Source organism: Citrobacter sp. Colony219, from assembly GCF_019382635.1.
Classification (GTDB): domain Bacteria; phylum Pseudomonadota; class Gammaproteobacteria; order Enterobacterales; family Enterobacteriaceae; genus Citrobacter; species Citrobacter youngae.
The window spans coordinates 1,885,693-1,908,357 of record NZ_CP080033.1; the positions used below are offsets into that span (position 1 = coordinate 1,885,693).

Consider the following 22,665-nt stretch of genomic DNA (forward strand, 5'->3'; position numbering starts at 1 on the left):
ACCGCGAGGTTTCGCCGTGCTACCTTTTATTCATGCTAATTATTCGTTTGAGGAAAGGTGATGGAACTCTATTTAGATACGTCTGATGTTGCCGCGGTAAAAGCGCTGGCGCGTGTTTTTCCGTTGGCAGGGGTGACCACTAACCCAAGCATTGTGGCGGCAGGTAAGCAGACGCTGGACGTGTTACTGCCGCAACTGCAGGACGCGATGGGTGGGCAAGGCCGCCTGTTTGCACAGGTAATGGCGACCACCGCCGAAGGGATGGTCAGCGATGCGCGTAAACTGCGGGCAATCATCGCGGATATCGTCGTGAAAGTGCCGGTCACGGCAGAGGGTCTGGCAGCAATTAAATTGCTGAAAGAAGAGGGCATCCCGACGCTGGGGACCGCGGTTTACGGTGCTGCTCAGGGGCTTTTAGCTGCGCTGGCTGGCGCCGAATATGTTGCGCCATACGTTAACCGCGTGGACGCTCAGGGGGGCGACGGCATTCAGACGGTGACCGATCTGCAGGCCTTATTGAAAATGCATGCCCCGCACGCCAAAGTGCTGGCAGCCAGTTTCAAAACGCCGCGTCAGGCGCTGGATTGCCTGCTGGTCGGCTGTGAGTCCATCACGCTGCCGCTGGATGTCGCTCAGCAGATGATTAGCTCTCCAGCCGTTGATGCTGCCGTGGCGAAGTTTGAGCACGACTGGCAGAGCGCATTTGGTCGCACGTCGATCTGATGCTGTTGCCGGGGGGCGCTAACGCTTACCCGGCCTACGTTCGAGCCGTTGTAGGTCGGGTAAGGCGAAGCCGCCACCCGACTTTTTTACCGACTACAAACCTCGCACCCCGGATTACGCATCAGCTTCATTTCGCGAAACTGGCAGGTCATGGCGTCGTACATGACGATTTTTCCAGACGCCGGTTTACCATAGCTTGCCAGCAGCTTAATGGCTTCCATCGCCTGTAACGATCCGATCACGCCGATTAGCGGGGCCATCACGCCTGCCTCGACGCAGGTCAGGGCGTTTTCACCGAACAGACGGCTCAGGCAACGGTAGCAGGGCTCGCCTTCCTGATACGTAAAGACGGTAATTTGCCCTTCCATGCGAATTGCCGCACCGGAAACCAGCGGAACCCCGGCGGCAAAGCATCCTGCATTCAGCTGATTGCGGATGCTGACGTTATCCGTACAGTCCAGCACCAAATCGTGTTCGGCGATAAGCGAGTGAATCTCGCTCTCGTCCAGCAGCGCATTCACTGGCGTAATGGCGATATAGGGGTTGATTCGCGCCAGGGCGTCGCGGGCGGAGAGCACTTTCGGCTGTCCAACGGTCGCATCGCTGTGCAGCGTCTGGCGCTGGAGATTCGACACGGAGACCGTGTCAAAGTCGAGCAGGGTTAAATGTCCGATGCCCGCGCCCGCCAGATACTGAGTTGCCGCGCATCCCAGCCCTCCCAGACCAACGACCAGTACCCGCGCCTCCTTGAGCGCTTCCTGACCTTCGAAATCGAAGCCGCGCAGAATGATTTGCCGGTTATAGCGCATCATCTCCTGGTCGCTGAGTTCTGCCATTACAGGCCTCCAAACAGTGCGTTAAACGGCTCGACCTCAACCCATTCTCCGGCTTCGACGTTACCACGGTCGCGTTCCAGCACGATAAAACAGTTGCCCAGGCTAAAGGAGCTAAAAATATGCGAGCCCTGATGTCCGGTAGTGGTGACTTCCAGTTCGCCTTCTGCGGTACGCTGTAATACACCGCGCTGAAAATCCAGACGGCCAGGCGTTTTCTTCAGACGTGATGCGCTGCGCACGCGCTGGCGTGGCGGCAGTCCGCAGGCGGTGTTACCGCTGAGTTTCGCCAGTAGCGGTTGGACCAGTTGATAAAAGGTGAGGGCCGCTGACACCGGGTTACCCGGCAGGCCGCAAAACCAGCTGTTGCTCAGTTTGCCAAAGGCGAACGGTTTACCGGGTTTGATGGCCAATTTCCAGAAGGCAATTTCTCCCAGTTCTTCCAGAATGGTTTTGGTGTAATCCGCTTCGCCAACAGAAACACCACCGGAACTGATAACGACATCGGCCTGGCTGTCGGCTTCGATAAACGCGGCGCGCAGCGCGTTGGGATCGTCACGAATAATCCCTAAGTTGATCACCTCGCAGCCCAACTGCTGCAGCATCAGATGTACGGTCAGACGGTTAGTATCATAAATCTGTCCGTCGCCCAGCGGCTGACCCGGCAGTTGCAGTTCATCACCGGTGGAGAACAACGCCACGCGGACTTTGCGCACGACGGGGACATCGGCAATACCGAGCGAAGCCAGCACGGGAAGCTCGGCGGTGGTCAGGCGAGTCCCGGCGGGAAATACCACCGCGCCGTTGGCAATATCTTCACCGCGCAGACGAATATTTTGTCCGCTGCGGACGTCGGCGGTAAAACGCACACCGTCGTCAGTTTGTTCCGTTTGCTCCTGCATCACTACCGCTTCGCAACCGACAGGAACCGGGGCACCGGTCATAATACGGATGCAGGTTCCCGCAGGCCACTCGCCATGGAAAGGCTGACCGGCAAAGGCTTTACCTGCAACGGAGAGCGGCTGGCCGGATTGCAGATCGGCCAAACGCACCGCATAACCATCCATTGCCGAGTTATCGAATCCAGGGACATCAATCGGGGAGACGATGTCGGTCGCCAGAATACGACCAAAGCATTGAACCAGGGGCAGCGTTTCGACGGCGGTGAGTGGGGTAATACGCGAAAGCATCTGAGAGAGAGCCGTTTCAAGCGGCATCAGTCCGGCGGTAAATTCCATGTGAAGACTCCTGCGGGGCAAAATCGAATCCGGTTATTATGTCAGAAAATGGACGCGGACAGTATGCCACCTCAGGCTTAGGATCGGATCTGATAACGGTTTTCTTCCAGAGGATAGCGCGACAGGAAAAATGCCGTATAAACTCACTATTTCCGCTTTTTTCCCTGGGGGCTAAATGACTCATAATATCCCGGACGCCATTCGACGCCAGGTGGATGCCGCCAGTGCGCTCATCCGCCAGATTTTTGAGGGGAATCTCGTTGCCATTCATTTGTATGGATCTGCTGTTGAAGGGGGATTAAAACCCCAAAGCGACATCGATTTACTGGTTACCATCAGGCAACCGCTGGATATGCAGCAAAGAAAAAAATTGATGCAGGATTTGCTGGCTATTTCTGCGCCTCCCGGCGTCTGCGTGCGGTATCGTGCGCTGGAAGTGACCGTTGTACTGTTCTCGCAGATTGTACCGTGGCGATTTCCACCGGCGCGAGAGATGCAGTTTGGTGAATGGTTGCGTGAAGATATCTGCGCTGGTGTGTATGAACCGGCGCAGGTGGATCCCGACCTTTCCATTCTGCTGACCCAGGCCCGGCGTGCCAGCGTACCGTTGTTCGGTGAACCCGCTGAGAGATTATTCAATGTCATCCCTTTTAGCGATATCGTACAAACATTTCGACATATCCTTGATATGTGGCAGAAACCGGCCGATTTAGAAGGGGACGAGCGGAATATTATCCTTGCTCTGGCACGCATCTGGTATAGCGTGGTTACGGGCAATATTGTCGCTAAAGATGAGGCTGCGTCCTGGCTGATACCGCAATTGCCCACTGAACATGCCGCCACGTTGCAGGCTGCGCGTGCGGAATATCTGGGGTTAACCAAAGAGAACTGGGCCGCATGCATGCCGTCTGTTGAACGCTTTGTGTTTTATGCAAAAAAACAGATTACCGATCGGTTGAATTAATTTATTCAATAACGTCGGGGAATCTCCTGTTTGTTGAACACTGCTGCATGACCTGATGCGAAGAAGTGTGAGGGGCGGGCCTTTACCTTTACATGACGTCTGCATCTTTCTATATTCAAAAATCGAATCAATAACTCACAGAAATTCTGATATTTATAACCCCGTTACCTGCCACCTTAATGGATGAAAAAAATGGGCAAAGCAGTCATTGCAATTCACGGCGGCGCTGGGGCAATAACCCGCGCAGAGCTAAGCCAGGAGCAGGAGTTGCGTTATATACAGGCGCTGTCAGATATCGTTGAAACCGGACAACGTATGCTAGAAGCGGGCCGAAACGCACTGGATGTTGTCACTGAGGCTGTGCGCCTACTGGAAGAGTGCCCTCTGTTTAACGCCGGAATTGGTGCTGTGTATACCCGTGATGAAACCCATGAACTGGATGCCTGCGTCATGGATGGTAATACCCTGCAAGCGGGTGCTGTCGCCGGAGTCAGTCATCTGCGCAACCCGATCCTCGCGGCGCGCCTGGTGATGGAACACAGCCCCCACGTCATGATGATTGGTGAAGGGGCAGAAAATTTTGCCATTGCCCAGGGTATGGAGCGCGTTTCGGCGGATATTTTCTCGACGCCAGAACGCTATGCACAGCTGCTGGCGGCGCAAGCAGCGGGTGAAACGGTGCTGGATCACAGTGCGACCCCGCTGGATGAAAACAATAAAATGGGTACCGTGGGTGCGGTTGCGCTGGATATGTTTGGCAATCTGGCGGCAGCAACATCGACTGGCGGGATGACCAACAAATTACCGGGTCGGGTGGGGGATAGTCCGCTGGTCGGCGCAGGCTGTTATGCCAATAACGCAAGTGTGGCCGTCTCCTGCACCGGAACAGGCGAAGTTTTTATTCGTGCGCTGGCGGCCTATGACATTGCGGCATTGATGGATTATGGCGGCCTGAGTTTATCAGAGGCGTGTGAACGCGTGGTGATGGAAAAATTACCGGCGCTGGGCGGCAGCGGTGGATTAATTGCTATCGATCATGAAGGGAATGTGGCTTTGCCGTTTAACAGCGAAGGCATGTACCGCGCCTGGGGATACGCAGGCGACACGCCCACCACTGGTATTTATCGGGAAAAAGGAGATACCGTTGCCACACAGTGATGAGCTTGATGCCCGTGATGTGCTGTCCGTCAGCAACCTGAATATTGCCTTTGAACAGGAGCAGCAACGCGTTAGCGCTGTGCGCAATCTGTCATTTCGCCTGAAGCGTGGCGAAACGCTGGCGATTGTTGGCGAGTCCGGTTCCGGAAAATCGGTAACGGCCTTGTCGCTGATGCGTCTGATTGAACAGGCGGGCGGCGAGGTAAGCTGTGATGCGATGCTGCTACGGCGGCGTAATCGGCAGGTGATTGAACTCGGCGAGCAGAGCGCAGCCCGGATGCGCCATGTGCGTGGCGCGGATATCGCGATGATCTTCCAGGAGCCTATGACATCGCTTAACCCGGTGTTTACCGTCGGCGAGCAAATTGCCGAGTCTATCCGCTTGCACCAGGGTGCCAGTCACGAAGAGGCGATGGTAGAAGCGAAGCGAATGCTCGATCAGGTGCGTATCCCCGAGGCGAAGGCGATTTTATCGCGTTATCCACACCAGCTTTCCGGCGGTATGCGCCAGCGGGTGATGATCGCCATGGCGCTGTCGTGTCGCCCTGCGGTGTTGATTGCCGATGAGCCGACCACCGCGCTGGACGTCACGATTCAGGCACAGATCCTGCAACTGATAAAAGTGCTGCAGCAAGAGATGTCGATGGGCGTTATTTTTATCACCCACGATATGGGCGTGGTGGCAGATATCGCTGACCGGGTGCTGGTGATGTACCAGGGTGAAGCGGTCGAAACGGGCAGCGTTGAGCAAATTTTTCATGCTCCGCAGCATCCTTACACTCAAGCGCTGTTGGCAGCAGTGCCGCAACTTGGGGAGATGCGCGGGCATGACCTTCCGCGACGCTTCCCGCTTATTTCTCTGCACGATCCTCATCATGTTGAACCTCAAACCGAGCAGGACACGGTAGTTGAGGGAGAGCCGATTCTGCGGGTTCGCAACCTGGTGACACGTTTTCCCCTGCGTAGCGGCATCCTTAATCGCGTGACCCGCGAGGTGCATGCGGTGGAAAACGTCAGTTTTGATCTCTGGCCCGGCGAAACGCTTTCACTGGTAGGCGAGTCGGGGTGTGGTAAATCAACGACCGGGCGGGCATTGTTGCGTCTGGTGGAGTCCCAGCGCGGGGAGATTTTCTTCAAGGGACAACGCATTGATACCCTGGCCGCCAGCAAGTTGCAGCCGCTGCGTCGGGATATCCAGTTTATCTTCCAGGACCCTTATGCGTCGCTCGACCCCCGACAGACGGTGGGATATTCCATCTTAGAGCCACTGAGGGTGCACGGTTTGTTGCAAGGCGATGCGGCGACAAAACGGGTCGCATGGTTGCTCGAGCGTGTCGGGTTGCTACCTGAGCACGCCTGGCGCTATCCGCACGAATTTTCCGGTGGTCAGCGTCAGCGTATCTGTATAGCCCGGGCGTTGGCGCTCAATCCTAAAGTGATTATTGCCGATGAGTCCGTCTCGGCACTGGATGTCTCGATTCGCGGGCAAATTATTAATCTGTTGCTCGACCTACAGCGGGAAATGGGTATTGCGTACCTGTTTATTTCCCACGATATGGCGGTGGTGGAGCGTATTAGTCACCGCGTGGCGGTGATGTACCTGGGGCAGATTGTTGAGATCGGCACCCGACGGGCGGTGTTTGAAAATCCACAGCATCCCTACACGCGAAAACTTATGGCGGCAGTCCCGGTTGCCGATCCATCGCATCAAAGACCACAGCGCGTGCTGTTGTCGGATGATATCCCCAGTAATATCCGCAAACGCGGTGAAGAGATCCCCCCGGTTTCACTACAGTTAGTGGAACCGGGGCATTACGTTGCGCGCGTGCCAGCGGAAAGTGCGCTTTCGCGTTTATGACAGGCAGGCAGGGTTTAAGGAGAATAACATGACAAAAATTGTTGCTCGGAAATGGCTGGTTGCTGTGGGAGTGGCCTCTGCGCTGGCCGCATCGCCTGGCTGGGCCGCCAAAGATGTGGTGGTTGCTGTAGGGTCTAATTTCACCACGCTCGACCCCTATGACGCGAACGACACGTTGTCGCAGGCGGTAGCGAAGTCGTTTTATCAGGGGCTGTTCGGCCTTGATAAAGAGATGAAGCTGAAAAATGTGTTGGCGGAAAGCTATACCGTTTCTGATGATGGCCTGACGTACACCGTTAAACTGCGACAGGGCGTGAAGTTTCAGGATGGGACTGACTTCAATGCGGCTGCGGTAAAAGCCAACCTTGATCGCGCCAGCAATCCGGAAAATCACCTTAAACGCTATAACCTGTATAAGAATATCGATAAAACCGAGGTGGTTGATCCTGCTACAGTGAAGATTACGCTGAAGCAGCCATTCTCTGCCTTTATCAATATTCTGGCGCATCCGGCTACGGCGATGATTTCTCCCGCCGCGCTGGAGAAATATGGCAAGGAGATTGGTTTCCATCCTGTCGGCACCGGGCCATATCAGCTTGATACCTGGAATCAGACGGATTTTGTGAAGGTTAAGAAGTTCGCGGGTTACTGGCAGCAAGGGTTGCCAAAGCTGGATACGATTACCTGGCGTCCGGTAACGGACAACAACACGCGTGCGGCAATGCTGCAAACCGGGGAAGCGCAGTTTGCTTTCCCTATTCCGTACGAGCAGGCGGCGTTACTGGCGAAGAATAAAAACCTGGAACTGGTCGCCAGCCCGTCTATTATGCAGCGTTATATCAGCATGAACGTCACGCAAAAACCGTTCGATAATCCGAAGGTGCGCGAGGCGTTGAATTATGCCATCAACCGTCAGGCGCTGGTGAAAGTGGCTTTTGCCGGTTACGCCACGCCGGCAACGGGCGTTCTTCCGCCATCAATAGCCTATGCGCAAAGCTACACGCCGTGGCCTTACGATCCGGCAAAAGCACGCCAATTGCTGAAAGAAGCGGGTTATCCCAACGGCTTTACCACCACGCTGTGGTCATCCCATAACCACAGCACCGCGCAGAAAGTGCTGCAATTTACCCAGCAGCAACTGGCGCAGGTGGGCGTGAAGGCTCAGGTGACGGCGATGGATGCCGGGCAGCGGGCGGCGGAAGTCGAGGGTAAGGCGCAGAAAGAAAGCGGGGTACGGATGTTCTACACCGGCTGGTCGGCGTCTACAGGCGAAGCGGACTGGGCGTTGTCGCCGCTGTTTGCGTCACAGAACTGGCCACCAACCTTGTTTAATACCGCGTTCTACAGCAATAAGCAGGTGGACAGTGATTTAGCGGCGGCCTTGCAAACCAACGATCCGGCGCAGAAAGCGAAGCTGTACAAGGACGCGCAGGATATCATCTGGAAAGAGTCGCCGTGGATCCCGCTGGTGGTGGAGAAACTGATCTCGGCGCACAGTACGAATTTGACCGGATTCTGGATCATGCCCGACACCGGGTTTAGTTTTGATGACGCGGATTTGAAATAAGCTATTCATTCGGCCCTGCATGGACGGGGCCGGCGAAGGGAGTCTGATGCTCAACTATGTTTTCAAGCGCCTGCTGGGGTTGATTCCGACGCTGTTAATTGTGGCGGTGCTGGTATTTTTATTTGTTCACCTGCTACCCGGCGATCCGGCGCGGCTGATTGCCGGACCGGAAGCCGACGCCGAGGTGATTGAACTGGTGCGTACGCAGTTGGGTCTGGACCAGCCGCTGCATATTCAGTTCTGGCACTACATGACCAACGTGTTGCAAGGTGACTTCGGGACCTCGATGGTTTCTCGTCGTCCGGTTTCAGAAGAGATAGCCAGTCGTTTTATGCCGTCGCTATGGCTGACGATCGCCAGTATGGCGTGGGCGGTTTTGTTTGGTATGACGGCGGGGATCATTGCCGCCGTTTGGCGCAACCGCTGGCCTGACAGGTTGAGTATGACGCTGGCAGTAACCGGGATCTCTTTCCCGGCCTTTGCGCTTGGCATGCTGCTCATGCAGATATTCTCCGTTGAGCTTGGCTGGTTGCCCACCGTTGGCGCTGACACCTGGCTGCACTATATCCTTCCGTCAATTACGCTGGGTGCGGCGGTGGCCGCGGTGTTAGCCCGGTTTACTCGCGCATCGTTCGTCGATGTGCTCAGTGAAGACTATATGCGTACCGCGCGGGCCAAAGGGGTGAGTGAAACCTGGGTGGTATTAAAACATGGCTTGCGTAATGCGATGATCCCGGTGGTCACCATGATGGGGTTGCAGTTTGGCTTTTTGTTGGGCGGTTCTATTGTGGTTGAGAAGGTGTTCAACTGGCCTGGTCTTGGGCGATTGTTGGTCGACTCAGTTGAAATGCGCGACTACCCGGTGATCCAGGCCGAGGTGCTGTTGTTTTCTCTGGAGTTTATTCTTATCAACTTAGTGGTGGATGTGCTTTACGCCGCCATTAACCCGGCTATCAGGTACAAGTAAGGATGCGATTTTTTAACTGGCGCCGACAGGCGATTTTGAATGCAATGCCCCTTGTTAAGCCAGAGCAGATACGCACGCCGTGGCATGAGTTCTGGCGTCGTTTTCGCCGCCAGCGCATGGCGATGATTGCGGGTGTATTTGTCCTGGTCCTGATCGCGGTGGCGATTTTTGCTCGCTGGTTGACGCCATTTGATGCCGAGAACTACTTCGATTATGACCGACTGAATGATGGTCCCTCGATGCTGCACTGGTTTGGCGTTGACTCGCTTGGGCGGGATATTTTTAGCCGCGTACTGGTTGGCGCACAAATTTCTCTGGCGGCCGGGGTCTTTGCCGTCTTTATTGGCGCGGCGATTGGCACGGTACTGGGTCTGCTGGCTGGATATTACGAAGGCTGGTGGGATCGGCTGATTATGCGTATCTGTGATGTGCTGTTTGCCTTTCCAGGGATTTTGCTGGCAATAGCAGTGGTCGCCGTGCTGGGCAGCGGCATTGCGAACGTGATTATTGCGGTTGCGGTGTTTTCCATTCCGGCTTTTGCGCGACTGGTTCGTGGCAATACGTTGGTTCTCAAGCAACAAACATTTATTGAGTCAGCACGCAGCATTGGTGCCAGTGACGCGACCATCATTTTTAACCATATCCTGCCGGGGACGGTTTCATCGATCGTGGTCTTTTTTACTATGCGAATCGGCACGTCGATTATCTCTGCCGCGAGCCTGTCCTTCCTCGGTTTAGGGGCACAGCCGCCGACGCCAGAATGGGGGGCCATGCTCAATGAAGCGCGGGCTGATATGGTGATCGCGCCGCACGTGGCGATTTTCCCGGCGGTGGCGATATTCCTGACCGTGCTGGCGTTTAACCTGCTGGGGGATGGGTTGCGCGACGCGCTGGATCCGAAGATCAAAGGATAATACAAGGCCTGATAAGACGCGCTGGCGTCGTCATCAGGCGTTGCCGGATGCGGCGTAACGCCTTATCCGGCCTACGGTTGAGTTACGCTTATTAAACGCGAGTGCCCCACAGATCGTATTCATCTGCGTTTTCGACTTTCACGCGGAGGATATCGCCAGGCTGCACGTTGGTTTCGCCATTCAGGTACACCGCACCGTCGATTTCAGGGGCATCAGCCATACTTCGACCAATCGCGCCTTCTTCGTCAACTTCGTCCACGATGACCAGAATTTCGCGGCCCACTTTCTCCTGCAAACGTTCAGCAGAGATCTGCTGCTGCAGCTGCATAAAGCGGTTCCAGCGTTCTTCTTTTACCTCTTCCGGGATTTGATCTGGCAGATCGTTGGCTCCTGCACCTTCTACCGGGCTGTATTTAAAGCAGCCGACGCGGTCCAGACGCGCTTCTTTCAGGAAATCGAGCAGCATCTGGAAGTCTTCTTCGGTTTCGCCCGGGAAGCCAACAATAAACGTTGAACGCAGGGTCAGTTCAGGGCAGATTTCACGCCACTGTTTAATACGTGCCAGCTGTCGGTCCACAGAGCCTGGGCGTTTCATCAGTTTAAGAATTCGCGGGCTTGCATGCTGCAGTGGGATGTCCAGATACGGCAGGATTTTCCCTTCCGCCATCAGCGGGATCACATCATCAACGTGCGGGTACGGGTAGACGTAATGCAGACGGGTCCAGATCCCCAGTTTTGACAACTGTTCGCACAGGTCAACCATGCTGGTTTTAACGGGCTCGCCGTTATGGAAACCGGTACGATGCTTCACATCCACACCGTAAGCAGAAGTATCCTGGGAGATCACCAGAATCTCTTTCACGCCCGCATCGACCAGACGTTTAGCCTCGCTGAGAACATCGCCAATCGGACGGCTCACCAGATCGCCACGCATCGACGGAATAATGCAGAACGTACAGCGGTGGTTACAGCCTTCAGAAATCTTCAGATAAGCATAATGGCGCGGCGTTAGCTTGACGCCCTGTTCAGGAACCAGGCTCAGGAAAGGATTATGCTTTGGTTTGGGAACATAGTGGTGAACGTGCTCCAGAACCTGTTCGTAGCTGTGCGGTCCGGTAATTTCCAGTACCTTCGGGTGGACCTCACGGATCTGATCGACTTTCGCGCCCAGACAGCCAGTGACGATCACCTTGCCGTTTTCGTTCAGCGCTTCACCAATGGCTTCCAGTGACTCCTGAACTGCGCTGTCGATAAAGCCGCAGGTGTTAACGATGACCATATCCGCGTCGTCGTAGCTTGGTACGACATCATAGCCTTCGGTACGAAGTTCGGTCAGGATGCGCTCAGAATCGACAAGGTTTTTCGGGCAGCCGAGGGAGACAAAGCCGATTTTCGGCTGGTGGGTTACATTGCTCATAGCGTAAAAAGTGTTCAGTTATTGGAATATTCAGGGCAGGGATTCTACAGAGTTCTGAACAAAAATTGTATCGCAATCTCAAATCATCAGCGGCCTGCCGGGCGCGGAATTAAAGATTATTTGTAAATTATGTTAATTTTAAGTGATGGATTGATCCTGGACACGACTTTGTTCAAAAAATAACCATACTATTAAGTTGCACCATAGTTGGAAAGAGGAGGAACAAGGTATGGTTGTTGACAGACTGAGAACCGATCTTCTCAACAAATTGATAAACGCCCGTATCGAACTTGCCGCTTATCTGCAGTTGAGAAAAGCGAAAGGCTATATGTCAGTCAGCGAGAGCGATCGTCTGCGTGATAACTTTTTTGAACTGAATCGCGAATTGCACGATCAATCACAGCTCCACGGTATGCATCTTGATCAGGAAGAGTGGAATGCCCTTCGTCGTGCTGAAGGGGCGTTAGCCGCCACCGCTGTTTGTCTGATGAGTGGACATCATGATTGTCCGAACTTTATTGCCGTTAATGCAGAGAAACTGGAAAACTGCCTGACAACGCTGACGCTGAGTATCCAGAGTTTGCAAGCTTATTCAACGCTGGAACACATCTGAACCAGGGGGAGGGCGCTCCCCCTTTTCGTTAAGATTATGTAAAAGTGGCGGGATAATTCCCCTTGCTGGCTACGCTTTAAGCAGAGCCATTAAGGAGGTGCTATGCGTCGACTCTTTCTCTGTGTTGCCTCACTGGCGTTGCTTTCCCCCTATGCCGCTGCCGTCAAGGTGGAGATCCTGCAAACCAAACTCGACCACCCGTGGTCGCTGGCCTTTTTACCCGATAATCGCAGTATGCTGATTACGCTCAGAGGAGGGCAACTTAGGCTCTGGCAACCCGATAAGGGGCTTTCCGACCCGCTGACCGGCGTACCCAAAGTCTGGGCGAATGGTCAGGGGGGACTGCTTGATGTGGCGTTGGCACCGGATTTTGCCCAATCCCGGCGGGTGTGGCTAAGCTTCGCGGAAGCTGACAGTGAAGGGAAAGCCGGAACAGCAGTAGGCTACGGGCGGTTAAGTGACGATCGTAAACACCTGCAGGGCTTCCGGACGGTGTTCCGCCAAATGCCTAAGTTATCAACCGGGAATCATTTTGGCGGGCGTATGGTATTTGATGGCAAAGGTTATTTATTTATAGGCCTTGGCGAGAATAACCAGCGCATAACCGCTCAGGAACTGGACAAATTACAGGGCAAAGTGGTTCGACTAACAGACGAGGGCAAAATTCCACCGGATAACCCGTTTGTGAACCAGACTGGCGCGCGGGCTGAAATATGGTCGTATGGCATCCGCAATCCGCAGGGGATGGCGATGAATCCCTGGAGCGATGCGTTGTGGCTTAATGAGCATGGCCCGCGTGGCGGAGATGAGATCAATATCCCCGGGAAAGGTAAAAACTATGGATGGCCAATCGCGACATGGGGTGTTAACTACAGTGGTTTCAACATCCCCGAAGCAAAAGGCTCAATTGTGGCGGGCACCGAGCAGCCTATCTTTTACTGGGAAAAATCACCTGCTGTCAGTGGGATGGCCTTTTATAATCACGATACGTTCCCACAGTGGAGACACAAACTGTTTATTGGTGCGCTGAAAGAACAGGGGGTGATTGTGTTAAGCGTGAAAGGTAATACAGTGACGGAAGACGGACGTATTTTGCATGACAGAGGGCAGCGAATCCGCGATGTGCGCGTCGGACCAGACGGTTATTTGTATGTATTAACCGACGAGTCCGACGGGGAATTGCTGAAAGTGAGTCCCTGACAGGATTAGCTGACCGGGATCATCACGACTTTCTGGAATGCCGGGCGCTCGGTGAGCTGTTGATACCAACGTTCCAGGTGAGGGCGTGGCGTCCAGCTCAGGCCGACATTAAACAGGTTATAGATGAACGGTGCGACGGCGATGTCCGCAGTGCCAAATTCAGCGCCAGAAAACCACGCCCGGTCGGCCAGCGCGTTGTCGAGAATGGCAAACAGGTTATCGCAGACCTTCGCACCGGCCTCGATGGCTGCCTGATCGCGTTGATCGGCAGGGGTTCTGACCAGACCAAATAAGATAACCCGATGTGCAGGGCTCAGCGTCTGGTTAGCCCAGTCCATCCATTTTTCACCCTCGGCACGTTTCGCCGGAGCGTCAACCCACAGTCGTTTTTGCCCGTACTGGGCCGCCAGGTAGCGGACAATGGTATTGGATTCCCACAGCAATACGTCTGTTTCGTCATCGCGTAGCAGTGGAACCAGTCCGTTAGGGTTCATCGCCAGATAGTCTGCGTCATGATTTACGCCATGCTGTCCCCCAGCCAGAATTTGGCTATACGGCAGTTCCAGTTCTTCGAGTGTCCACAATACTTTTTTTACGTTGGTCGAATTATTGCGACCCCACAGTGTAATCATAGTAACCCCGCAAATTAATTGAGCAGCTTTATGGCTGCATTCTCTATCTGACTCGCTCACATGGTGGGGTAAACCTAATATTTACGCAACAAGGCGCAAAAAAATCGTGATGAGAGCAGCGCAGCGCGGCGTTATTGCATAAACTTTAAAAACTTTACCAACTTACGGTTTCTTTAAGCTCGTTAGTGCGTTATTACTCACCGCACTTATTTTACACGTCATCCATCAGAACTTTTCTGTATGGTTGGCTGAGGCAACTTGGCCGGTTTTGTGTAAACACGGTGTGGTATGACGTGGTTTTTTGGAATGGATACTCGGGTGGCATTTATGACGCAATACTTCTCTTCCCTACGCAGCCTTGCTGCAGGTTCAGCACTCTTAATCCTTTTGGCGCCGACCGTACAGGCGGCGGAACAACCAACGGCCCCGCCGAGCGTTGACGCACGTGCGTGGATCTTAATGGATTACGCCAGCGGCAAAGTGCTGGCGGAAGGTAATGCCGATGAGAAACTGGATCCCGCCAGTCTGACCAAGATTATGACCAGCTATGTGGTCGGTCAGGCGCTAAAAGCCGGGAAAATTAATCTGAATGACATGGTTACCGTCGGGAAAGATGCCTGGGCGACCGGGAATCCGGCCCTGCGCGGCTCTTCGGTGATGTTCCTCAAGCCTGGCGATCAGGTTGCGGTGTCCGATCTGAACAAAGGCGTGATCATTCAGTCTGGTAATGACGCCTGTATTGCGCTCGCTGATTATGTTGCCGGCAGCCAGGAATCGTTTATCGGTTTGATGAACGGCTATGCGCAAAAACTGGGATTGACCAACACGACTTTCCAGACAGTACATGGTCTGGATGCAGCAGGGCAGTTCAGTACCGCGCGTGATATGGCATTGTTGGGTAAAGCGTTAATCCACGATGTGCCGGAAGAGTACGCCATCCATAAAGAGAAAGAGTTTACCTTTAATAAAATTCGCCAGCCTAACCGTAACCGCCTGCTGTGGAGTACCAACCTGAATGTGGATGGTATGAAAACGGGCACCACGGCGGGAGCCGGTTATAACCTGGTTGCATCCGCGACACAGGGCGATATGCGTTTGATCTCCGTGGTGCTGGGGGCAAAAACCGATCGTATTCGCTTTAATGAATCCGAAAAGTTGCTGACATGGGGTTTCCGCTTCTTTGAAACCGTTACGCCGATTAAACCGGACGCCACCTTTGTTACCCAACGAGTCTGGTTTGGCGATAAGAGTGAAGTCAATCTGGGCGCTGGAGAAGGTGGGTCTGTGACCATTCCGCGCGGTCAGCTGAAAAACCTGAAGGCGAGCTTTACCCTGACAGAGCCACAACTGACCGCGCCACTGAAGAAGGGCCAGGTTGTGGGGACAATCGACTTCCAGTTGAACGGAAAATCTATTGAACAGCGTCCGTTGATGGTGATGGAAGCGGTGGACGAGGGGGGATTCTTTAGCCGGATGTGGGACTTCGTTATGATGAAATTCCACCAGTGGTTTGGTGGCTGGTTCTCTTAATCGCTGATGCCGGATGACGATATGAAAGCACCGTCATCCGGCACAAATTTAGTACATCAATTTGATATGCTGCGCTTTGGCATACTCGACAAACGCATCATCCGGGCGGTTATCGCTGATGATGGTATCAAAGCGTTTTAATTCGCCCATCCTCGCGGGACGCACTTTCCCAAACTTGCTGTGATCGACCACCAGAACATGGTACTGCGCCATCGACATCGCCCAGTGTTTAACCGGTAATTCCTCAAGGTTAAAACAGGTTGCGCCTTTATCGATATGCACGCCGGCTGCGGAATAAAAAGCGATATCCGGGCAGACGTTATTCAGGGTTTCCTGGAAATCGAGTGGCTTGAAAATAGCATTACTGGCATGGAATTCGCCGCCACATAAAATGACGCGGCACTGTGGTTTCTCCTGTAACACCAGAAACGTATTCAGTGAATAGCAGATTGCGGTGAACGGTAATTCATTATCGATCGCTTCAATGATCCACGGCGTTGTTGTTCCGCAGTCGAAGAAAACGGTCTGATGCGCCTGGACGAGGCTGGCTGCCTGTTGCGCAGCCCGGCGTTTTTCATCAACCAGGCGGGATTTTTGATCGCTGATTAAATAGTGGCTGGCGCTACGGGGTTCCAGAACAATATAGCCCCCAAGCAGTACGACCGGGGCCGTGTTATTATTCAGATCGCGACGAATGGTCATTTCTGATACACCCAGCAGTGTCGCGGCTTCTTTAAGGTGTAATTTATCGCTGCGTTTTAGCGCCTGCAGTAATTGACCAATACGCTCGTCGCGTCGAGTTTCCATAGTTCCCCTGGAGAGTAGAATACGTGCTCAGTTTCGCGCTTAATACTACTCTCTTTACCGTGGGTTAGTCACGTACCCAGCCTTTACGAATAGGCAGGGCAAAACAGGTGCGATAGCAGGTCTGCAAACCGTGGTACAGGGTTGTGCCGAATCGTTGCCAGATCATCTGGGCGCTCAGGCAGCCGATCAGACCTGCCAGTAACCCCCCCAGCATATCCAGCGGCCAGTGTACGCCGAGGTAAACACGCGACCAGGCAATCGCCACGGCGACGACCATCAACAGTGCTCCGGACCACAGGCGGTGCCAGAACAGGAAGGCCAACGCGAAGGTAAAGATAACCGTACCGTGGTCGCTCGGGAAAGAGTCATCTGCAGCATGGTGCAGGAAGTTGTAGCCGATATGATTGACGAATGGCCGGTCGTGAGGGAATAAATGTCCCATGAGCCATGAAATGGTCAAGCCGACTGCCAGCGCAATCGCCATTTTTATGACCAACTGGCGCTGGATGGTCACGCGGTTTTGCGGCCCCCAAAGCCAGAGAATGATCGCCAGTAGCGGTACGATGCTAATCAGATCTTTGGCAATAAAAATGGCGAGCGAGATCGTCCATTGCGCAGAGTCCGGCGTGGCGTTGATCAGGTAAAAAAGCGAGTTGTTCAGATTTTCCAGCATAACATCCAGACTCAATGTAATCGTTAAAAAGGCCCATATTGGGGATCATAAAATTGCTTTCAGGCGATAAAAAGCGGTCTTGTCCTATTTGTCTGTTAACTGACTCTTTTTAAGACAATTAATGAGGCTTATTGAGCATGATAGCGGTCTCAACTTAAATTAACCTTAAAACAAAAAGCTATCGTGCAATTGAGTGTAAAAATGTGCGCATTTTGCTTTCAAATCACATAATTCACTATCACCAGTAAGGCGCATTTATTACACTTTGCGCGTTTTTTCATTTGTTAAGAGATTGCATGCAGAACCGTTTATCTTCAGGCGCCCGCTTGGGGCGTCAGGCATTACTTTTCCCTCTCTGTCTGGTGCTTTACGAATTCTCTACATATATCGGTAACGATATGATCCAACCCGGAATGTTGGCGGTGGTGGAGCAATATCAGGCCGGTTTAGATTGGGTTCCAACGTCCATGACCGCTTATCTGGCAGGCGGCATGTTTTTACAGTGGTTGTTAGGGCCGCTGTCGGACCGTGTTGGTCGTCGTCCGGTGATGTTAACCGGGGTGGTTTGGTTCATTGTGACCTGCCTCGCAACGCTGTTTGCACAAAATATTGAGCAATTTACTTTCCTGCGTTTTTTACAGGGGATTAGCCTGTGCTTTATTGGCGCGGTAGGTTACGCCGCAATTCAGGAGTCCTTTGAAGAAGCGGTGTGCATTAAAATCACTGCGCTAATGGCAAACGTAGCATTGATTGCACCGCTTTTGGGACCGTTGGTTGGGGCCGCCTGGGTACATGTCCTTCCGTGGGAAGGCATGTTTGTCCTGTTTGCCGCGCTGGCTGCAATTGCCTTTTTTGGCCTGCAGCGCGCGATGCCGGAAACGGCTACCCGTCTGGGCGAGAAGCTTTCTATCAAAGAGTTGGGCAAAGATTATAAGCTGGTGCTAAAAAATGTGCGTTTTGTCGCAGGCGCACTGGCATTGGGCTTTGTCAGTCTGCCATTGCTGGCGTGGATTGCGCAGTCCCCGATCATTATTATCAGTGGCGAACATCTCAGCAGCTACGAATATGGCCTGCTGCAGGTGCCGATTTTTGGTGCACTGATTGCAGGTAACCTGGTGCTGGCGCGTCTGACATCCCGCCGCACGGTGCGCTCGCTGATCATCATGGGGGGCTGGCCAATCTCCGTGGGATTGATCATTGCCGCCGCGGCCACGGTTGTTTCTTCTCATGCGTATCTGTGGATGACGGCAGGTTTAAGTTTTTATGCATTTGGCATTGGTGTGGCGAATGCCGGGTTGGTGCGCCTGACGCTGTTTGCCAGTGAAATGAGCAAAGGGACAGTTTCAGCAGCAATGGGTATGCTGCAAATGCTGATATTTACCGTTGGTATTGAGCTGAGTAAACATGCTTATCTGCTGGGTGGAAACGGCTTGTTCAGTCTGTTTAATCTGGCCAGCGGTGTGCTGTGGCTGATTCTGATGGTTATCTTTCTGAAAGATAAGCGGGTAGGGAATTCCCGGGAAGGTTAAAGCCCGGTTTCCGGGCTTTGCAATCATTAGTGATGGTCATCAATCTGATGCTCAATGACCATCCCTTCACCTACGCTGGCAACATGACGCGCATACGGATGTGCGCGGTAAACAGGGGCTGGAGTGGCTGCCGGAGCAACATAAACCGTTTGCGGGGCAGTAGCGACACTGACCGCCTGCGGAACATTGACGGAAGAAGGAACAACCACTACTTTGTATCCGCTTGGTACATCAACGGTAACATTCTGTGCAAATGCTGTTCCTGCAAATCCCAGCAACACTGTTGCCATCAGTACACTTTTCTTCATAATCTGCTCACCTGAAATATTCACTGGAAGTAATAATCCAGTGGGTTAATTTGAGGCGGATTATGAATAGATCATGCCATCATTTTGTTGCCGTCTGTGCTGAGGCGTTAATGTGTAAACGGTGCTTCATTGTTTAACACGCGGTCGATAATATCCAGCACGCCCTCTTCGTTATTCGAACCCGCGCGATATTTCGCCGCCTGGATAACCGGCTCATGGGCGTTGGCCATTGCAAAACTAAATCCTGCCTGGCGCAGCATCTCGATATCATTTCCGCCATCGCCAAACACGACAACCTCATCGTTGGTAATATTCCAGCGTTGTTGCAGCAGGTGTAGGCCGTTGGCTTTATGAACACCCGGAATAATTAAATCGATACTGCCGTATCCAGTATGCACTGGTACCATAATGTCGCCAATCGCCTCATGAAGATCGGCCTGCACCTGGGGAATGCGATCGTCGGAGATATTCAGGCCAAATTTGAAGAATACATCGTTGATATTGTCGAAGTTATCGACAAATTCAAGACGGTGATAATACATGGCAGAGATGGATTTATGCTCATCGCTGTACTGCTTCAGGGTGTAGGCACTGTTTTTACCACAGGCGATAATATCAACGTCTGCGCGGGTCAGCAGATATTCTACGATGGTCTGGAAATCGTCTTTTGCCAGTTCACCGTTAAAAATATCTTCCCCTTCGCTGACCACCCAGCCACCGTTTTCCGCCACAAATGAGATTTCATTGGCCAGTTCGGGAAAAAAAGAGATCAACTGGTAATACTGATTGCCGCTGGCGACTACAAAGCGGATCCCTTGTGCTTTCATTTGACGGTACTGCGCCATAAACCGCTCGCGGTTATAGGTCTTTTGGTCACTTAAAAACGTACCGTCCATGTCTACTGCAATTAACTTGATACCCATTAGCCGTTCTCCATCACAGTGGTATTTTTGACATCCGGTTTAGCCACAGCCTTCGCTACGATGGCTGCGACAAGCACCAGCGCCAGCACAACCAACATGGCGCTGCGCAGGCCATAGTGTTCACCCAAATAGCCCAGCAGCGGCGGACCGACCAGGAATGCCAGATAGCCAGTAGTCGCAACAACGCTCACGCGGGTTGGCGCATCAGGGCCGGTATCGCTGGCGGCTGAAATGGTCAGCGGGAAGCCGAGAGAAGCCCCTAGCCCCCAAAGGATCACCGAGACACCTGCCACCCATGAGCTGTCGACAAAAATGATCAGGCTGATACCGAGCGCGCCCATCAGTGCACTGGCGCGTACTACTGCCACACGGCTGTAGCGGTCGATGAACCAGCCACCGGTGAAGCGCCCGACGGTCATACCGAGCGTAAAGCCGGCATAAATCAGCGATCCGGATGTCGGGCTAAATCCATGTCCATCAACCATCAGTAATGGAAGCCAGTCGTTGGCGGAACCTTCGGCAAATGCCATTGCGAGCACCACGACGCCAATCAGCAGCAACTGCATATCGCGATAGAATGGCAACCCTTTTTCAACGGCGTGCGAACCGTCAGTAGCATTCTTACCTGTGCCGTCGGGGATAGCCTTAATAGCGATAAAAATAGGGGTAATAGCCACCATCGCCGCCAGCAGAATATGTGCTGTCGCGGGGACGCTGACGGCGGTAAGTACCATGCCAACACCTGCGCCAGCCAGCGTTCCAAGGCTGTAGAAACCATGCATCATCGGCAGAACAGTTTTTTTCATTTCACGCTCAACCGCTGCACCTTCGACGTTGATAGCCACTTCTGCCGCGCCAAAACTGGCGCCAAACACGCACAGACCAAACGCAAACAGCCAGGCGGAATGCAACCATAATGCGAGGCTGAGAATTGTCATTCCCAGAACCGCGCATGACATGGTGGCGCGGATGACGTTGCGTGTGCCAAATCGTTTCACCAGCCAGGCCGAACAAAGAATGCCACTCATCGAACCAATTGAGAGTCCAAACAGCACCGCACCCATTTCGGCGGTAGAGATGGAGAGAATATCTCTGATGGCAGGGGTACGCGTTGCCCAGGAGGCCATTAATAATCCTGGTAAAAAGAAGAACGTGAACAGCGCCCAGGTGCGACGTCTTAAGGCTTTGCGTGATGAGATGCCAGTCATGAATTCGAGCCAAAGAAAAGAGGGAAGAAGACAACATTAGCAAGGTTGTGTACATTTGTACACAAATGCAAGAAGAGGTAAAGCAGTGCGACGCGCGAACGACCCACAACGACGGGATAAAATAGTCCAGGCCACGCTGGATGCGGTTATAATCCATGGTATTCATGGGGTTACACACCGGAAAATCGCCATGATTGCCGAGGTGCCGCTGGGCTCAATGACCTATTACTTTTCGGGAATAGATGAGCTTTTAATGGAGGCATTCGAGCGTTTTACTGACACCATGTCTGTGCAATATCAGGCATTTTTTGCCGGTGTTGAAAATGCGCCACAGGCCTGCCATGCGATTACCGATATGATCTATAGCTCTCAGGTCACAACGCCTGACAACATGGAGCTTATGTATCAGTTATATGCCTTCGCCAGCCGTAAACCGGCGCTAAAAACAGTGATGCAAAATTGGATGCTACGCAGCCAACAAACGCTTGAGCAGTGGTTCGAGCCGGTTACGGCGCGGGCGCTGGATGCATTTATTGAAGGGATGACGCTGCATTTTGTCACAGATAAAAAACCGCTCTCGCGGGAAGGTATTCTGGTGATGGTGGAGCGTATTGCCGGATTACCTCAGAGATGAAATCATCAAAATGGTTTGTCGAGGCGGGTAACGGCCTGACGTAAAAAATCAATGACTTTCATCGCCTCTGGCGTCAACGGCCGGGCGGCTTTTTTTACCGTCCCGACATCCATATAAGTAATAAAATCATCAATCGTTCTGTGCATGACGCGCAGACCATCCAGTGACCACGGGCGATACACCAGGTCGGATAAAATGGTTATTCCTCTGCCTTTTGCAACCAGGCTTCTTATTGCTTCAAAAGAGTTGCTACGAAAACTGATATTGGGCGTATAGCCACGCTGCTGCCAGTAATCGATGATTACGTCAGGGTACTTATCGGTTTCCAGCAGTAAAAATGGTAGCTTTTCGACGTCTATTAAACGGATCGATGCCCGGCTCTGTAGCGGATGCCCAATAGACGTCCACAGGCGGCGCTGTGAACGAATGAATGTTTCGATCTCAAGGTCGTTATCATGGCTGATATTTGAGGTCAGAAGCAGGCAAAAATCGACCTTTTGTTCCCGTAGCGCCTGTACCAGTTCCGGTGCAGTAGCTTCATAAAATACGATCTCCAGCAAAGGGAAACGTCGTTCAAGATCGTTGAGTATATCCGGGATGAGATAGGCTGAGAGCGTTTCGGCAATGCCTATGCGCACCGTGCCGGTGAGAATTTCACTCCTGTCATGCAGGGCGTCAACAGCCGAGTGGCTACTGTTGATGATGTTGCAGGCATGTGCCAGAAAGCGCTCGCCCTCGGCGGTGAGCTTCACGCCTTTGGGGTAACGTACAAATAGCTGCACGTCTAATGATTCTTCCAGATTCCGCATGGCAATGGTCATTGATGACTGAGAAATATGGCAGCGCGCAGCAGCTTTGGAAATTTGTAATGTTTCTGCAAGTGCGATGTAAAACTCAAGTTGCCTTAGCGTGAATTTCATAGTTTTAATCTATGCACATGGATGAAAACGTTATATTAGCATTCATTCT

Annotated in this window: 22 protein-coding genes; 12 read left to right on the top strand and 10 right to left on the bottom strand. The window is 53.0% G+C overall.

Annotated features, from left to right (window positions below):
* Window positions 1-60: 60 nt before the first annotated feature.
* The gene (gene fsa, locus JTI85_RS08220; protein WP_048212182.1) at window positions 61-723 is read left to right on the top strand and encodes a fructose-6-phosphate aldolase; all 663 of its coding nucleotides are present in this window, start codon (window positions 61-63) and stop codon (window positions 721-723) included.
* Between the two features lie 86 nt (window positions 724-809).
* Here fsa and moeB read toward each other — a convergent pair whose 3' ends face one another.
* Together moeB and moeA are read right to left on the bottom strand one after the other, a co-directional pair.
* Window positions 810-1,559, bottom strand: coding sequence for a molybdopterin-synthase adenylyltransferase MoeB (moeB, locus tag JTI85_RS08225; protein WP_061067595.1), 750 nt, complete (start codon window positions 1,557-1,559; stop codon window positions 810-812).
* Window positions 1,559-2,794, bottom strand: a complete 1,236-nt coding sequence (gene moeA / locus JTI85_RS08230) for a molybdopterin molybdotransferase MoeA (RefSeq protein ID WP_061067596.1) — start codon at window positions 2,792-2,794, stop codon at window positions 1,559-1,561. Before moeA ends, moeB begins: the two co-directional genes overlap by 1 nt.
* Before the next feature lie 175 nt (window positions 2,795-2,969).
* Here moeA and JTI85_RS08235 point away from each other — a divergent pair, with 175 nt between their 5' ends.
* The 6 genes from JTI85_RS08235 (at window position 2,970) to gsiD (ending at window position 10,222) form a co-directional block, all read left to right on the top strand.
* A complete protein-coding gene (locus tag JTI85_RS08235; RefSeq protein WP_101741845.1) occupies window positions 2,970-3,758 on the top strand; it encodes an aminoglycoside adenylyltransferase family protein in 789 nt (262 codons plus the stop codon).
* A 192-nt stretch (window positions 3,759-3,950) separates the two neighbouring features.
* On the top strand, window positions 3,951-4,916 hold the full coding sequence (iaaA, locus tag JTI85_RS08240; protein ID WP_115643660.1) for a beta-aspartyl-peptidase: 966 nt from the start codon (window positions 3,951-3,953) through the stop codon (window positions 4,914-4,916).
* A complete protein-coding gene (gsiA, locus tag JTI85_RS08245) occupies window positions 4,903-6,774 on the top strand; it encodes a glutathione ABC transporter ATP-binding protein GsiA (protein ID WP_137345317.1) in 1,872 nt (623 codons plus the stop codon). The genes iaaA and gsiA overlap by 14 nt, the downstream gene beginning before the upstream one ends.
* Before the next feature lie 28 nt (window positions 6,775-6,802).
* The gene (gene gsiB / locus JTI85_RS08250; protein ID WP_048212176.1) at window positions 6,803-8,341 is read left to right on the top strand and encodes a glutathione ABC transporter substrate-binding protein GsiB; all 1,539 of its coding nucleotides are present in this window, start codon (window positions 6,803-6,805) and stop codon (window positions 8,339-8,341) included.
* A gap of 46 nt (window positions 8,342-8,387) precedes the next feature.
* A complete protein-coding gene (gene gsiC, locus JTI85_RS08255) occupies window positions 8,388-9,308 on the top strand; it encodes a glutathione ABC transporter permease GsiC (protein WP_048212175.1) in 921 nt (306 codons plus the stop codon).
* Window positions 9,309-9,310: 2 nt separating this feature from the next.
* A complete protein-coding gene (gene gsiD, locus JTI85_RS08260) occupies window positions 9,311-10,222 on the top strand; it encodes a glutathione ABC transporter permease GsiD (protein WP_048212174.1) in 912 nt (303 codons plus the stop codon).
* Between the two features lie 91 nt (window positions 10,223-10,313).
* Here the strand turns inward: gsiD and rimO are convergent, their stop codons facing one another.
* Window positions 10,314-11,639, bottom strand: a complete 1,326-nt coding sequence (rimO, locus tag JTI85_RS08265) for a 30S ribosomal protein S12 methylthiotransferase RimO (protein ID WP_101741841.1) — start codon at window positions 11,637-11,639, stop codon at window positions 10,314-10,316.
* Window positions 11,640-11,868: 229 nt separating this feature from the next.
* Here rimO and bssR point away from each other — a divergent pair, with 229 nt between their 5' ends.
* Both bssR and JTI85_RS08275 read left to right on the top strand, forming a co-directional pair.
* Complete coding sequence (gene bssR / locus JTI85_RS08270; protein WP_048212172.1) at window positions 11,869-12,252, top strand: biofilm formation regulator BssR; 384 nt, start codon at window positions 11,869-11,871, stop codon at window positions 12,250-12,252.
* A 102-nt stretch (window positions 12,253-12,354) separates the two neighbouring features.
* A complete protein-coding gene (locus JTI85_RS08275; RefSeq protein WP_048212171.1) occupies window positions 12,355-13,452 on the top strand; it encodes a PQQ-dependent sugar dehydrogenase in 1,098 nt (365 codons plus the stop codon).
* 5 nt (window positions 13,453-13,457) lie between these two features.
* Here JTI85_RS08275 and JTI85_RS08280 read toward each other — a convergent pair whose 3' ends face one another.
* Window positions 13,458-14,084, bottom strand: a complete 627-nt coding sequence (locus tag JTI85_RS08280; protein WP_048212170.1) for a glutathione S-transferase family protein — start codon at window positions 14,082-14,084, stop codon at window positions 13,458-13,460.
* A 327-nt stretch (window positions 14,085-14,411) separates the two neighbouring features.
* Between JTI85_RS08280 and dacC the strand changes: the two genes are divergently transcribed.
* Window positions 14,412-15,614 carry a serine-type D-Ala-D-Ala carboxypeptidase gene (gene dacC / locus JTI85_RS08285; RefSeq protein WP_048212608.1) on the top strand — a complete coding sequence of 401 codons (1,203 nt, stop codon included), beginning with the start codon at window positions 14,412-14,414 and terminating at the stop codon, window positions 15,612-15,614.
* A gap of 48 nt (window positions 15,615-15,662) precedes the next feature.
* Here dacC and deoR read toward each other — a convergent pair whose 3' ends face one another.
* Window positions 15,663-16,421, bottom strand: coding sequence for a DNA-binding transcriptional repressor DeoR (deoR, locus tag JTI85_RS08290; protein ID WP_048212169.1), 759 nt, complete (start codon window positions 16,419-16,421; stop codon window positions 15,663-15,665).
* A gap of 64 nt (window positions 16,422-16,485) precedes the next feature.
* Window positions 16,486-17,094, bottom strand: coding sequence for an undecaprenyl-diphosphate phosphatase (ybjG, locus tag JTI85_RS08295; RefSeq protein ID WP_219352414.1), 609 nt, complete (start codon window positions 17,092-17,094; stop codon window positions 16,486-16,488).
* 296 nt (window positions 17,095-17,390) lie between these two features.
* Between ybjG and JTI85_RS08300 the strand changes: the two genes are divergently transcribed.
* On the top strand, window positions 17,391-18,623 hold the full coding sequence (locus JTI85_RS08300; RefSeq protein WP_121584408.1) for an MFS transporter: 1,233 nt from the start codon (window positions 17,391-17,393) through the stop codon (window positions 18,621-18,623).
* Window positions 18,624-18,649: 26 nt separating this feature from the next.
* Here JTI85_RS08300 and JTI85_RS08305 read toward each other — a convergent pair whose 3' ends face one another.
* From JTI85_RS08305 to JTI85_RS08315, 3 genes are all read right to left on the bottom strand, one after another.
* Window positions 18,650-18,931: a hypothetical protein gene (locus tag JTI85_RS08305; RefSeq protein WP_048212166.1), complete on the bottom strand. Its 282-nt coding sequence runs from the start codon at window positions 18,929-18,931 to the stop codon at window positions 18,650-18,652.
* 107 nt (window positions 18,932-19,038) lie between these two features.
* Window positions 19,039-19,854, bottom strand: coding sequence for a Cof-type HAD-IIB family hydrolase (locus tag JTI85_RS08310; protein WP_219352416.1), 816 nt, complete (start codon window positions 19,852-19,854; stop codon window positions 19,039-19,041).
* Window positions 19,854-21,062, bottom strand: a complete 1,209-nt coding sequence (locus tag JTI85_RS08315; RefSeq protein WP_219352417.1) for an MFS transporter — start codon at window positions 21,060-21,062, stop codon at window positions 19,854-19,856. The genes JTI85_RS08310 and JTI85_RS08315 overlap by 1 nt, the downstream gene beginning before the upstream one ends.
* Before the next feature lie 85 nt (window positions 21,063-21,147).
* Here JTI85_RS08315 and JTI85_RS08320 point away from each other — a divergent pair, with 85 nt between their 5' ends.
* Window positions 21,148-21,696: a TetR/AcrR family transcriptional regulator gene (locus JTI85_RS08320; RefSeq protein WP_137345599.1), complete on the top strand. Its 549-nt coding sequence runs from the start codon at window positions 21,148-21,150 to the stop codon at window positions 21,694-21,696.
* A gap of 5 nt (window positions 21,697-21,701) precedes the next feature.
* On the opposite strand, the gene JTI85_RS08325 is transcribed toward JTI85_RS08320, so the two are convergent.
* Window positions 21,702-22,616 carry a LysR family transcriptional regulator gene (locus JTI85_RS08325; RefSeq protein WP_061067601.1) on the bottom strand — a complete coding sequence of 305 codons (915 nt, stop codon included), beginning with the start codon at window positions 22,614-22,616 and terminating at the stop codon, window positions 21,702-21,704.
* Between the last annotated feature and the right edge of the window lie 49 nt (window positions 22,617-22,665).

Excerpts from the sequence above, each read along its gene's own strand:
- JTI85_RS08315 (WP_219352417.1), bottom strand. The coding sequence starts at position 21,062 with ATGACTGGCATCTCATCACGCAAAGCCTTAAGACGTCGCACCTGGGCG.
- JTI85_RS08305 (WP_048212166.1), bottom strand. The coding sequence starts at position 18,931 with ATGAAGAAAAGTGTACTGATGGCAACAGTGTTGCTGGGATTTGCAGGA.
- iaaA (WP_115643660.1), top strand. The coding sequence starts at position 3,951 with ATGGGCAAAGCAGTCATTGCAATTCACGGCGGCGCTGGGGCAATAACC.
- JTI85_RS08280 (WP_048212170.1), bottom strand. The coding sequence starts at position 14,084 with ATGATTACACTGTGGGGTCGCAATAATTCGACCAACGTAAAAAAAGTA.
- dacC (WP_048212608.1), top strand. The coding sequence starts at position 14,412 with ATGACGCAATACTTCTCTTCCCTACGCAGCCTTGCTGCAGGTTCAGCA.
- JTI85_RS08300 (WP_121584408.1), top strand. The coding sequence starts at position 17,391 with ATGCAGAACCGTTTATCTTCAGGCGCCCGCTTGGGGCGTCAGGCATTA.
- moeA (WP_061067596.1), bottom strand. The coding sequence starts at position 2,794 with ATGGAATTTACCGCCGGACTGATGCCGCTTGAAACGGCTCTCTCTCAG.
- gsiC (WP_048212175.1), top strand. The coding sequence starts at position 8,388 with ATGCTCAACTATGTTTTCAAGCGCCTGCTGGGGTTGATTCCGACGCTG.
- JTI85_RS08325 (WP_061067601.1), bottom strand. The coding sequence starts at position 22,616 with ATGAAATTCACGCTAAGGCAACTTGAGTTTTACATCGCACTTGCAGAA.
- gsiB (WP_048212176.1), top strand. The coding sequence starts at position 6,803 with ATGACAAAAATTGTTGCTCGGAAATGGCTGGTTGCTGTGGGAGTGGCC.
- gsiD (WP_048212174.1), top strand. The coding sequence starts at position 9,311 with ATGCGATTTTTTAACTGGCGCCGACAGGCGATTTTGAATGCAATGCCC.
- JTI85_RS08310 (WP_219352416.1), bottom strand. The coding sequence starts at position 19,854 with ATGGGTATCAAGTTAATTGCAGTAGACATGGACGGTACGTTTTTAAGT.
- JTI85_RS08235 (WP_101741845.1), top strand. The coding sequence starts at position 2,970 with ATGACTCATAATATCCCGGACGCCATTCGACGCCAGGTGGATGCCGCC.
- fsa (WP_048212182.1), top strand. The coding sequence starts at position 61 with ATGGAACTCTATTTAGATACGTCTGATGTTGCCGCGGTAAAAGCGCTG.
- deoR (WP_048212169.1), bottom strand. The coding sequence starts at position 16,421 with ATGGAAACTCGACGCGACGAGCGTATTGGTCAATTACTGCAGGCGCTA.
- bssR (WP_048212172.1), top strand. The coding sequence starts at position 11,869 with ATGGTTGTTGACAGACTGAGAACCGATCTTCTCAACAAATTGATAAAC.
- JTI85_RS08275 (WP_048212171.1), top strand. The coding sequence starts at position 12,355 with ATGCGTCGACTCTTTCTCTGTGTTGCCTCACTGGCGTTGCTTTCCCCC.
- ybjG (WP_219352414.1), bottom strand. The coding sequence starts at position 17,094 with ATGCTGGAAAATCTGAACAACTCGCTTTTTTACCTGATCAACGCCACG.
- moeB (WP_061067595.1), bottom strand. The coding sequence starts at position 1,559 with ATGGCAGAACTCAGCGACCAGGAGATGATGCGCTATAACCGGCAAATC.
- rimO (WP_101741841.1), bottom strand. The coding sequence starts at position 11,639 with ATGAGCAATGTAACCCACCAGCCGAAAATCGGCTTTGTCTCCCTCGGC.